At 60.7% G+C, this 12,079-nt stretch carries 9 protein-coding genes; 5 read left to right on the top strand and 4 right to left on the bottom strand.

Annotated features, from left to right (window positions below; all coding sequences use genetic code 11):
* Positions 1–151: 151 nt before the first annotated feature.
* Positions 152–1,228 carry a 4-hydroxyphenylpyruvate dioxygenase gene (hppD, locus tag OK411_RS16120; protein WP_016774910.1) on the top strand — a complete coding sequence of 359 codons (1,077 nt, stop codon included), beginning with the start codon at positions 152–154 and terminating at the stop codon, positions 1,226–1,228.
* Positions 1,229–1,401: 173 nt separating this feature from the next.
* On the opposite strand, the gene rarD is transcribed toward hppD, so the two are convergent.
* Together rarD and OK411_RS16110 are read right to left on the bottom strand one after the other, a co-directional pair.
* Positions 1,402–2,283 carry an EamA family transporter RarD gene (rarD, locus tag OK411_RS16115; protein ID WP_071172591.1) on the bottom strand — a complete coding sequence of 294 codons (882 nt, stop codon included), beginning with the start codon at positions 2,281–2,283 and terminating at the stop codon, positions 1,402–1,404.
* A 285-nt stretch (positions 2,284–2,568) separates the two neighbouring features.
* Positions 2,569–3,879 (bottom strand): MFS transporter, encoded by a 1,311-nt coding sequence (locus tag OK411_RS16110; protein ID WP_264365356.1) that lies wholly within the window; start codon positions 3,877–3,879, stop codon positions 2,569–2,571.
* Positions 3,880–4,050: 171 nt separating this feature from the next.
* On the opposite strand from OK411_RS16110, the gene OK411_RS16105 reads away from it, so the two are divergent.
* The 4 genes from OK411_RS16105 (at position 4,051) to OK411_RS16090 (ending at position 9,536) form a co-directional block, all read left to right on the top strand.
* Positions 4,051–5,169 carry a sugar diacid recognition domain-containing protein gene (locus OK411_RS16105; RefSeq protein ID WP_122506803.1) on the top strand — a complete coding sequence of 373 codons (1,119 nt, stop codon included), beginning with the start codon at positions 4,051–4,053 and terminating at the stop codon, positions 5,167–5,169.
* Positions 5,170–5,386: 217 nt separating this feature from the next.
* On the top strand, positions 5,387–6,523 hold the full coding sequence (locus OK411_RS16100) for a glycerate kinase (RefSeq protein ID WP_136492576.1): 1,137 nt from the start codon (positions 5,387–5,389) through the stop codon (positions 6,521–6,523).
* A gap of 158 nt (positions 6,524–6,681) precedes the next feature.
* Positions 6,682–8,307 carry a methyl-accepting chemotaxis protein gene (locus OK411_RS16095; protein WP_264365355.1) on the top strand — a complete coding sequence of 542 codons (1,626 nt, stop codon included), beginning with the start codon at positions 6,682–6,684 and terminating at the stop codon, positions 8,305–8,307.
* A gap of 41 nt (positions 8,308–8,348) precedes the next feature.
* Positions 8,349–9,536, top strand: coding sequence for a pyridoxal phosphate-dependent aminotransferase (locus tag OK411_RS16090; RefSeq protein WP_264365354.1), 1,188 nt, complete (start codon positions 8,349–8,351; stop codon positions 9,534–9,536).
* Positions 9,537–9,685: 149 nt separating this feature from the next.
* Here OK411_RS16090 and OK411_RS16085 read toward each other — a convergent pair whose 3' ends face one another.
* On the bottom strand, positions 9,686–10,648 hold the full coding sequence (locus tag OK411_RS16085; RefSeq protein ID WP_264365353.1) for a 2-hydroxyacid dehydrogenase: 963 nt from the start codon (positions 10,646–10,648) through the stop codon (positions 9,686–9,688).
* A gap of 13 nt (positions 10,649–10,661) precedes the next feature.
* Entirely contained in the window at positions 10,662–11,960 is a 1,299-nt protein-coding gene (locus tag OK411_RS16080; RefSeq protein WP_122603692.1) for an MFS transporter, read from the bottom strand.
* Positions 11,961–12,079 lie beyond the last annotated feature (119 nt).

The following is a 12,079-nucleotide window of genomic DNA, read 5'->3' as shown; positions in this document are numbered from 1 at the left end:
CTTGGGTCGACAATGAAGATATTCGGGTTCCAACTGATCTACGGAGATTTCCTCGCGCGCAGCGTGCGTGGCATCTCCTGTGCGCCTCCCTCTACATCACTTTCCTGACAAATAACCCTGGTTAATTGATAAGAAATGATGAGGCGTCACCATGGCAGATTTATACGAAAACCCAATGGGCCTGATGGGCTTTGAGTTCATCGAGTTCGCAGCGCCGACTCCCGGCACGCTGGAGCCGATCTTCGAGATCATGGGCTTCACCAAAGTCGCGACCCACCGTTCCAAGAACGTGCACCTCTATCGTCAGGGCGCGATCAATCTGATCCTCAATAACGAACCCAACAGCGTCGCCTCGTACTTCGCCGCCGAACACGGCCCGTCCGTTTGCGGCATGGCGTTTCGCGTCAAGGATTCGCAGAAAGCCTATTCCCGCGCACTCGAACTCGGCGCTCAGCCGATCCACATCGAAACCGGTCCGATGGAGCTTAACCTGCCGGCGATCAAAGGCATCGGCGGCGCGCCACTGTATCTGATCGACCGTTTCGGCGAAGGCAGCTCGATCTACGACATCGACTTCGTGTTCATCGAAGGTGTTGATCGCAACCCGGTTGGCGCCGGCTTGAAGATTATCGATCACCTGACTCACAACGTTTATCGCGGTCGCATGGCCTACTGGGCGAACTTCTACGAGAAGCTGTTCAACTTCCGTGAAATCCGTTACTTCGACATCAAAGGCGAGTATACCGGTCTGACTTCGAAAGCCATGACCGCACCGGATGGCATGATCCGCATCCCGCTCAACGAAGAGTCGTCCAAGGGCGCCGGGCAGATCGAAGAGTTCCTGATGCAGTTCAACGGCGAGGGCATCCAGCACGTTGCGTTCCTCACCGACGACCTGATCAAGACCTGGGATCAGCTGAAGAAAATCGGCATGCGCTTCATGACCGCGCCGCCGGACACCTACTACGAAATGCTTGAAGGTCGCCTGCCGAACCACGGCGAGCCGGTCGATCAGCTGCAATCACGCGGCATCCTGCTCGACGGTGCCTCGGAGCAGGGCGACAAGCGTCTGCTGCTGCAGATCTTCTCGGAAACCCTGATGGGGCCGGTGTTCTTCGAATTCATCCAGCGCAAGGGTGACGACGGTTTCGGCGAGGGCAACTTCAAGGCTCTGTTCGAATCGATCGAGCGTGACCAGGTGCGTCGTGGTGTGCTGACCACCGAGTAATCTCAAATGAAAAAATCCCGGCCTGCAGAAATGCAGGGCCGGGATTTTTTTGCTTCATAAAAAACCTGTGGGAGCGAGCCTGCTCGCGAATGCGGACTTTCATTCAACAGTCATGTTGACTGGTCTGACGACTTCGCGAGCAGGCTCGCTCCCACATTTGTCTTGTGTTGCATTCAAGAGCGGCGTTGGCGCGTCAAGTGTTTGAAGCCCTCGAACACCAGCACCACAACCGCCAGCCAGATCGGGATGTAAGTCAGCCACTCGCCCGACTTGATGCTTTCTCCCAGCAACAACGCCACCGCAAGCAACAACACCGGTTCAACATAACTCAACAAACCAAACAGACTGAACGGCAGCAAGCGGCTGGCGATGATGTACACCACCAGCGCGGAAGCGCTGATCAGGCCGAGCAGCGGAATCAGCCACATCAGTCCAGGATATTGATCGAAAACGGCCAAGCCCTGTTCGCCGCCCTGCACAAACCAGTAAGCGACCGGCAGCATCAGGGTCATGTCGACCCACAGGCCACCGAGGTTGTCGGTTTTCAGGTATTTGCGCAGTACGAAGTACAGCGGATAACCGACCACGACCACCAGCGTCGCCCAGGAAAAACCACCCACCTGATACAACTCGTTCAACACGCCGAGGCTGGCGAAAAATACGGCGATTTTCTGCAGGTAAGACAGGCTCTCGCCATAGGCAATCCGCCCGGTCAGCACCATCGCCAGTGGCAACAAGAAATAACCCAGCGATACATCCAGGCTGTAGTCATTGAGCGGTGCCCACATGAACAGCCACAGTTGAACGCCGAGGAGGGCGGAAGAAACCAGTAGCCCGGCGATCAGCTTCGGCCTGGCTGCCATCAATCGGAACAGCTCCAGCACCCGCCGCCATTCCCCGGAAACCAGCATGAACACGGTCATGCACGGCACGGTCAGGAGCATGCGCCAGCCGAAGATTTCCACGCCGCTCAGAGGTGTCAGCAGCGACGTGTAGTAATACATGACGGCAAACAGCACCGAGGCTGAAACCGATAGAGCGATACCTTTAGACAAACTGTTCTCGCGACGTGATGGTTGAACGGGGCGCGCAGGATACGTGGTTTTTGTGTTGAATATTGAGCGGATGCTCATTATTTCCCACATCCAGGAGCCACAAATCCTGTGGGAGCGAGCCTGGGCGCGAAGCGGCCGGCAGAGTCAGCATAGATGTTGCGTCGACTGGCGCTATGCATGATTGCACCGCTTAAACGCAAAAGATCGCAACCTTCGGCAGTTCCTACAGGGAACGCATTCCACAGTAGCTGCCGAAGGCTGCGATCTTTTGATCTGCGCTTCTGATTAAGCCCGCAACGTCCGCGTCATCCGCAACGCCAGCATACTCCCGCCAACGATCACCGCCGCCAGCACATACAACGCCGCATCCGTCGAGCCAGTGCTGTCCTTGACCCAACCCACCAGATACGGGCTGAGGAACCCGGCCATCTGCCCCATCGAGTTGATCAGCGCCAGACCGCCAGCCGCCGCGCCCGCGCTCAGCATGGCGGTCGGCACCGGCCAGAACATCGGCAGACCAGTCAGTGCGCCCATGGTCGCGATGGTCAGGCCGAGAATCGCAATCGCCGGATTCGCTGCGAAATTCACTGCGATCACCAGACCGACAGCGCCCATCAGCATCGGCACCACCAAGTGCCAGCGGCGCTCCTTGCGCAAGTCCGCCGAGCGGCCGACGACCAGCATGAACACCGCCGCGAGCAGGTACGGAATCGCACTTAGCCAGCCGATCACCAGGTTGTCGCTGAAGCCGAGGTTCTTGATGATCGACGGCAGCCAGAAGTTGATCGCGTACACGCCGCTCTGGATGCAGAAATAGATCAGGCCGAAGGCCCAGATCGCAGGATTCTTGAACACCGCAAGCAGCGAGTCGGTGGCGGTTTTCGGTTTGTTGGCGAGGTCTTCGGCGTGGTCGGCTTCGAGCACCGAACGTTCGGGGGCGGTCAGCCATTTGGCGTTGGCAAAGCTGTCGCTCAACAGGAAATACGCCAGTGCGCCGAGGATCACCGTCGGAATGCCTTGCAGCAGGAACATCCACTGCCAACCGGCCAGGCCGCCTTGGCCGGCGGCGAAGTGGTTGAGGATCCAGCCGGAAAACGGGCTGCCAAGCAGACCGGAGACCGGAATTGCCGACATGAACAACGCCATGATCCGGCCACGGCGGAAGGTCGGGAACCACTGCGAGAGATACAGCACGACGCCCGGGAAGAACCCGGCTTCAGCGGCACCGGTGAAAAAGCGCAGGGTGTAGAACTCGGTCGGGGTGGTGACGAACAACAGACAGGTCGACAGCGTGCCCCAGGTGATCATCATCAAGGCAATCCAGCGCCGTGGGCCGAAACGGGTCAATGCCAGGTTGCTCGGCACGCCGCACAGCACGTAACCGATGAAGAAGATGCCGGCGCCGAGGCCATATACGGTTTCGCTGAATTTCAGTGCGTCGAGCATCTGCAGTTTGGCGAAGCCGACGTTGACCCGGTCGAGGTAGTTGAACAGGTAGCAGATGAAAATGAAGGGAATCAAACGCAGGGTGATGCGTTTGTAGACGGCGTTTTTACCGTCGTCGATGGTCTGGGTAGCTGCGGCGCTCTGCGACATAGCGGCTCTCTCTTTATTATGATTTTTTGCGATGCAAAGGGTAACGTTGATCGCCCTGAGAGTCTCGGCCACCTTTGGCCGGATTGTCTTTGTGCCTGAGCACAGGGTTTGCCGCCAGACCCTGTGCGGCTGAACAACCGTCCGTGCCTGAAATGAAGGATTGCCGCCGCTATGTTCGAACTCGATCACGACCTTGCCCAGGACATCGTCGACCGGGCCATGGCCATTTTGCCGTACAACGTCAACGTGATGGACAGCCAGGGCCTGATCCTCGGCAGCGGTGAACCGGAGCGCATCAACACCCGGCATGAAGGCGCGCAACTGGTGCTGGCCAACGGGCGTGTGGTGGAAATCGATGCGCAGACGGCGGTGCACCTCAAAGGCGTGCAACCGGGCATCAACCTGCCGCTGTTGCTCGATCAGCGCTTGATCGGCGTGCTTGGCATCACTGGCGAGCCGGAGCAATTGCGCACCTACGCCGAGCTGGTGCGCATGACCGCCGAAATGCTCGTAGGCCAGCGCAATCAGCAGGCCGAGCAGCAGTGGCGACGGCAGCGTTGCGATGATCTGCTGGCTTTGCTGTTGAGCGAGGCGGGGGATTCGCCGCGCCTGATCGATGAGGCGCAGCAGCTTGGACTCAAGCCGCAATTGACCCGGGTGCCGTATCTGTTTGAACTGGGGCTTGAGCACGGCCCGGGGCAAACCGTCGAGGCACTGAGTGCGTGGCTGACCTCGCGTTATCCCGACAGCTGGTGCGTGAGTTCGGCGAAGTCTTCGCTGTTGTGGTGTCGCCCGGCGAGCCAGAACGTCGAGCACGATCGACTGCTGGAAAAACTCGACGGCCTCGGCTGGAAGATTTTGCGCATCGCCGTCGGCGGGCAGGCGGATGGCCTGGCCGGGTTGCGCCGCTGTTATCGACGGGTCGGCGACTTGCTGGCGTATGGTCGTGACGTGCTGCCGAATTCGAGACTGCTGACGCTCAATCGTTATCGCTTGCCGGTCATGCTATGGCGACATCGCAACGATGATGCGCTGGACGAACTGCTCAAGCCGCTGCGCAAGGTTATCGCCAAGGACAGCAACGGCCAGTTGCTGGCGACGCTACGCAGTTGGTGCGAGCACGACGGGCAGAGCCAGGCCTGTGCCGAGGCGTTGGGCATCCATCGCAACAGCCTGCGCTATCGCATGGAACGGATTGCCGAGTTGAGCGGGGTTGATCCGTTGAAGCTGGACGGGATGCTGGCGTTGTATCTGGGGGTGCAGCTGTTGCCGCAGACTGATCCGAATTGATCGGTGTGTTCAATGGCCCCTTCGCGAGCAGGCTCGCTCCCACATTTGGAATGCATTTCAAAATGTGGGAGCGAGCCTGCTCGCGAAGGGGCCGGAACATCCAACGCCAGCCTTTTGTGGAAATGAACAATAAACGCCGACGCCACTTGTGCAGCCGACCGGCGTCAAGGCGCAGGCGGACTGGCAGCATGAACGCCAATGCAACCGGAGAATTCCCATGAAAATCGTCATCGCCCCCGACTCGTTCAAGGACAGCCTGAGTGCCCAAGGCGTTGCCGAAGCCATTGCCCTCGGACTGGCCCAGGTCTGGCCGCAGGCGACGCTGATCAAATGCCCGATGGCCGATGGCGGCGAAGGTACGGTCGAGTCGATTCTCGCAGCCTGCGAAGGTGAATTGCGCCGCACCCGTGTGCGCGGTCCACTGGGCGCGCCGGTCGATGCTGCCTGGGGCTGGCTGCCGCACAACCACACCGCGATCATCGAAATGGCCGAGGCCAGTGGACTGCAATTGGTCCCACCGGGGCAGCGCGATGCGTGCATCAGCAGCACTTTTGGTACCGGTGAGTTGATTCGTGCAGCGCTGGACGCCGGCGCGCAGCGGGTGATTCTGGCAATTGGCGGCAGTGCGACCAATGACGGCGGTGCCGGGGCGATGCAGGCGTTGGGCGTGAAGTTACTGGATGGGCAAAATCAGCCGTTGGTGCCCGGTGGCCTGGCCTTGGCGCAACTGGCGCGGCTGGATCTGAATGGACTTGATCCGCGTCTGGCCAATGTGCGTTTCGACATCGCCGCTGATGTTAACAATCCGCTCTGCGGCCCCCACGGCGCGTCGGCCATTTTCGGCCCGCAGAAGGGCGCATCGCCCGCGCAGGTTGAGCGACTCGACCACGCGCTGGGGCACTTCGCCGAGCTTTGCGCGCAAGCATTGGGCAAGGACGTGCGCGATGAACCGGGCAGCGGTGCGGCGGGTGGTCTGGGATTTGCCGCCAAGGCTTTTCTCGGCGCGCAGTTTCAGGCTGGCGTCGAGGTGGTGGCGGAACTGGTCGGGCTCGCTGACGCGGTCAAAGGTGCGGATCTGGTGATTACCGGCGAAGGCCGCTTCGATGCGCAGACCCTGCGCGGCAAAACGCCGTTCGGTGTCGCGCGAGTTGCCAAACAATACGCCGTGCCGGTGATTGTGATTGCCGGGACCTTGGGCGAGGGCTATCAGGCGCTCTATCAACACGGCATCGACGCCGCGTTCGCCGTGACCAGCGGACCGATGACTCTGGAACAGGCCTGCGCCGAAGCCCCGCGCCTGCTGCGTGAACGCGCCACCGACATCGCCCGGGTCTGGCAACTCGCCTCAGCCTGAAAAATATTTACCGCCGACCCGAAACCTTCCTCAAGCCTGGCCGATACAACGGTCAGGCGCACACAAAACCACAACTCAGTGCTGCCGGACTGTCGCCCGCTATGGGCCAGTGCTCACGGCATGGACGCTCGCAGTTTCTTTCTTTCGAGAGTCCGACCATGTCCCTGCGTAATCTGAATATCGCGCCCCGTGCTTTCCTCGGTTTTGCCTTTATCGCCTTGCTGGTGATTGTCCTCGGCGTGTTCGCCGTCAGCCGCATGACGGTCATTCGTCAGGCGTCGGTCGACATGGACACCAACCAATTGCCAAGCGTGACCCACCTCAGTGTGGTCACGGAGAACGTCCTGCGCATGCGCATTCTTTCGTTCCGTGTGCTGGTCAATCGCGAACCGGCCAGCCTGCAAGAGGCAGAAACCCGCATCGCGGTGCTGGTCGACAAGGTGCGCAAAGCGCAAGCCAGCTACGCTGCGTTGCCGGCAGGTCCTGAAGAGCACGCCGTTTTCCAGACGTTTTCGACGACGCTCGATAATTACCTGCAAGCGCAGAATCAGATGATTGAGCTATCGCGCAAGGGCGATCTGGAAGCGATGCGCGCGTTGATCAACACGCGCATCAAGGAAGGCACCGATCAGATGGGCGAGCAGCTCAACAAGCTGATCGGCATGAATACGGCCGGGGCCAGAGCGGCGGCCACCAAGGCCGGTGAAAACTATGACAGCGCCATCACCGGGATCATCATCGTCGCCGTGATTGCGGCGCTGGCCACCGTGTTGCTCGCCTGGTTGCTGACCCGCAGCATCGTCACACCGCTCAACCGCGCCGTGCTCGCTGCGCAAACCATTGCCGACGGTGACCTCAGCAAAGCCATCGAAGTCGACGGCAAGGACGAACCGGCGCGCCTGCTCGAAGCCCTGGCGGCGATGCAGACCAACCTGCGCAAAACCATCGAGCAGATCGCCGGTTCCGCCACGCAACTGGGCGCCGCTGCCGAAGAACTCAGCGCCGTCACCGAAGAAGCGTCGCGCGGGCTGCAGCAGCAGAACAACGAAATCGAGCAGGCCGCCACCGCCGTCAACGAGATGACCGCTGCGGTGGAAGAGGTGGCGCGCAACGCCGTGTCGACTTCCGAAGCGTCAAACCAGTCGACCCACGCCGCCCGCGAAGGTCGCGATCAGGTGGTGAAAACCGTCGACGCGATCCAGACCATGACTCACGACGTGCAGAACACCGCGCAGATGATTGAAGGCCTCGCCGCGCAAGGTCGTGACATTGGCAAGGTGCTGGACGTGATTCGGGCCATCGCCGAACAGACCAACCTCTTGGCGCTCAACGCTGCAATTGAAGCGGCGCGTGCCGGCGAGGCTGGCCGTGGTTTTGCCGTGGTGGCTGACGAAGTGCGCGCCTTGGCCCATCGCACCGCGCAGTCGACTCAGGAAATCGAAAAAATGGTCGCCGGCATCCAGAACGGTACCGGAGAAGCGGTTTCGTCGATGCAGCAAAGCAATCAGCGCACCCAGTCCACATTGGAAATGGCCCGCGCGGCCGGCGTGGCGCTGGAGCAGATCACGCAATCGATTCACCAGATCAACGAGCGCAACCTGGTTATCGCCAGCGCTTCGGAAGAGCAGGCGCAAGTCTCCCGCGAAGTCGATCGCAACCTGGTCAACATTCGCGACCTCGCCACGCAATCGGCCGCCGGCGCCAACCAGACCAGCGCCGCGACCCACGAACTGTCGCGACTGGCAGTGGATTTGAACGCCATGGTGGCGCGTTTCGTGATTTGAGATACGGTGAAGGCTGGAAACCGCGCTAACAGGAGACGTACATGCGCTATTCAGCCTTGACCCAACGAATCGCCGGGGAGGGTGCCGCTGCCTGGCAGATTCACGACCGAGCGCTGGAACTGCGCGCCGACGGCGTTGATGTTTTGTTGTTGAGCGTCGGCGATCCGGATTTCGATACGCCGTTGCCGATTGTCCATGGTGCGATTGACAGCCTGTTGGCCGGCGACACCCATTACGCCGATGTGCGTGGGCGGTTCGAGCTGCGCAGGCTGATTGCCGAGCGTCATCGCCAGCGCAGTGGTCAACGGGTTGATCCTGATCAGGTGATTGTCCTGCCCGGCGCGCAATGCGCGGTGTATTCGGTGGCGCAGTGTCTGCTCGATCCGGGCGATGAAGTGATCGTCGCCGAGCCCATGTACGTTACCTACGAAGGAGTGTTTGGCGCTTGCGGTGCCAAGGTAATTGCCGTGCCGGTGCGCCCGGAGAACGGTTTTCGTGTCGACCCCGCCGATGTCGCCTCGCGCATTACCCCGCGAACTCGCGCGATGCTGCTCAACAGCCCGAACAATCCCAGCGGCGCGAGTCTGCCCTTGCTGATCTGGCAGGAACTGGCAGCGCTGTGCATTCGCCATGACCTGTGGCTGATCAGCGATGAGGTGTACAGCGAGCTTTTATACGAAGGCGAGCACGTCAGCCCGGCGAGCCTGCCGGGCATGGCCGAGCGCACCGCGACGATCAACAGTCTGTCGAAATCCCATGCGATGACCGGTTGGCGCATCGGCTGGATGATCGGCCCGAAACCCTTGGCCGAGCATCTGGTGAATCTGTCGCTGAGCATGCTCTTCGGTCTGCCGGATTTCGTACAGAAGGCCGCACAAGTGGCGCTGCAAAGCGATCTGCCGGAAGTCACGCAGATGCGCGAGGAGTATCGCTTGCGCCGCGATCTGGTCTGCGAACGTTTGTACGGTTGCCCTGGGTTGCAGCCGATTTGCCCGGATGGCGGCATGTTCGTGATGGTCGATGTGCGCCAGACTGGCCTTGGCGCTCAGGCGTTTGCCGAGCGCTTGCTGGAACGTTATGGCGTCTCTGTGCTGGCCGGCGAAGCGTTCGGGCCGAGCGCGGCGGGGCATATTCGCATCGGTCTGGTGGTGGATCGGGTCAAACTGGCGGATGCCTGCGCGCGGATTGCGTTGTGTGCGGTGCAGCTGTTGCAGGCGCGCAGTGCCTGATGGATTTGTGTTGCCTGAACCGGCGCCTTGCTGATCGTTCCCACGCTCCGCGTGGGAATGCCTCTAGGGACGCTCCGCGTTCCAGCTTTCGGAAGGGAAGCGGAGCGTCCCGGGCTGCATTCCCACGCTGAGCGTGGGAACGATCAGTATCAAGGATTAACCAGATTCGCCGGCCGCTGCCCATTCAACGCCGCCAACAGATTCTCCACCGCACACCGCGCCATCGCTTCACGCGTCTCATGGGTCGCCGAGCCCATGTGCGGCGTGGCCACAACATTGCTCAACTGCAACAATGGCGAATCATGATTCAACGGCTCGCGCTCGAACACATCCAGCCCCGCCGCGCGAATGCGCTTGCTGCGCAACGCCTCGATCATCGCCACCTCATCGACCACTTTGCCCCGCGAGATATTGATGAAAATGCTTTCCGGCCGCATCAGCGCAAATTGTTCCGCGCCGATCAAACGTTCGGTCTGCGCCGTCAGAGGCAAAGTCAGGCAAATGAAATCGGCCTGCTGGAGCAACTCTTCGAGGCTGCGATATTGCGCAGCGAACCGCTCCTCGACCGCCGGCTTGCGCGACTGACTGTGGTAGATCACCGGCATGCCGAAACCGAAATGCCCGCGCTGGGCCAGGGCCTCGCCGATGCGGCCCATGCCGATGATGCCCAGCGTCTTGCCATGCACATCGGTGCCGAAATGCGCCGGGCCGATATTGCGGCTCCACTGCCCGCCACGGACCATGTTCGCCAGTTCGACCACCCGCCGCGCGGCAGCGAGGATCAGGGCGAAACCGGTGTCGGCGGTGGTTTCGGTGAGCACGTCGGGGGTGTTGGTCAGCAGAATCTTGCGCCGATTCAGATACTCGATGTCGTAGTTGTCGACACCCACCGAGACGCTGGCAATCGCCTCCAGTTGCGGCGCCAGATCCAGCAACGCCGCATCCAGTTTCAGGCTGGCGCCGAGCAAACCGTGGGCTCGGGGCAGGGCATCGCGCAATTGCATGACGCCATCGGCGTCGAGGCTTTCGATCAGCGTTACGTCAAACTGCTCTTGCAGGCGCGCCATTAGCGCGGGCGAAAGTTTCTTGTACAGCACGACCTGTTTTTTCATGGCAAAAGTCCTTTCAGGAATGCGCCGGCACACGCGGTGTGGCGGCGGCTTTGGCGACGACGCGATCACTGGCGCCGGGCTTGAGGAAAATCGTCAGCACCACCGACAACAGCAACGCGCCGCTCATCAATAAATAGGAAGCGCCGGGCGAGCCGGTGGAGCTGTTCAGGTAGCCGACCAGATACGAACCGCCGAACGAGCCGAGCGCGCCCATGCTGTTGATCAGCGCCATGGCGCCACCGGCAACGTTGGCCGGCAGGATCTCGGGAACGATGGCGAAAAACGGCCCATACGGCGCGTACATGCAGGCGCCGGCAATCACCAGCAGCGTGTACGACCACCAGAAATGTTCGGCGCCCAAGGCATACGAGCCATAAAACGCAATCGAAGCGATCAGCAGCGGCGGCCAGACGAAGCGTTTGCGCTTCTGCAATTTGTCCGAACCCCACGACACCGCGAGCATGCCCAGCACGGCCGCCAGGTACGGCAGCGCCGACAGCCAGCCAGCCTCGATCATGTCCATTTGCGCGCCTGCCTTGAGGATCGATGGCAGCCACAAAACGAATCCGTAGACGCCGATGCTCCAGCAGAAAAACTGCAGCGCCAGGATGATCACCTTCGGCGAACGGAACGCCTCGGCGTAGTTCTTCACGGCTTTGATGCCGACCTGCTCTGCGGCGAGGGCGCTTTCCAGATCGTGTTTTTCCTGCTCATTGAGCCACTTGGCCTGGGCCGGACGATCATCGGCCAGACGCCACCAGATAAACGCCCACAACACTGCGGGCAGACCTTCGATGATGAACATCCAGCGCCAGCTGAAATGCTGTACCAGATAGCCCGACACCACCGACATCCACAGCATGGTTACCGGGTTGCCGAGGATCAGAAAAGTGTTGGCCCGCGAGCGTTCGGCACGGGTGAACCAATGGCACAGATAGACCAGCATCGCCGGCATCACCGCCGCTTCGACCACGCCGAGCATGAAGCGAATGACGATCAGCCAATAGGCGTTGGATACCACGCCAGTCAGGGTGGCGAGCCCGCCCCAGAGAATCAGGCTGACGAAAATCAGCTTCTTCACGCTGTGCTTTTGCGCGTAGATCGCGCCGGGCACCTGGAAGAAAAAGTAGCCGAGAAAGAACAGCGCGCCGAGCAGCGAGGACAGGCCCGGCGTGATCATCAGGTCTTCGGCCATGCCCGACGCGGCGGCAAAACCGTAGTTGGCGCGATCGAGATAGGCCAGGCTATATGTGATGAACACAATCGGCATGATGTACCACCAGCGGCGGGTGGCGAGGGTAGCGGTTTTCATCGGTGTGACTCCTGAGCTTGTTGTTTTTGTCGCAGCAGGTTCATTGATTTGCGGTGATCAGGCAGGCCTCTTCGCGAGCAGGCTCGCTCCCACACGGGCTTGCATTTCGAAGGTGGGAG

Origin of the sequence: Pseudomonas sp. RG1, from assembly GCF_025910115.1 — a bacterium.
GTDB classification, from domain to species: Bacteria; Pseudomonadota; Gammaproteobacteria; order Pseudomonadales; family Pseudomonadaceae; genus Aquipseudomonas; species Aquipseudomonas atacamensis.
Note: the sequence above shows the minus strand (reverse complement) of the source record. Positions and strands in the feature narration are given on the sequence as shown.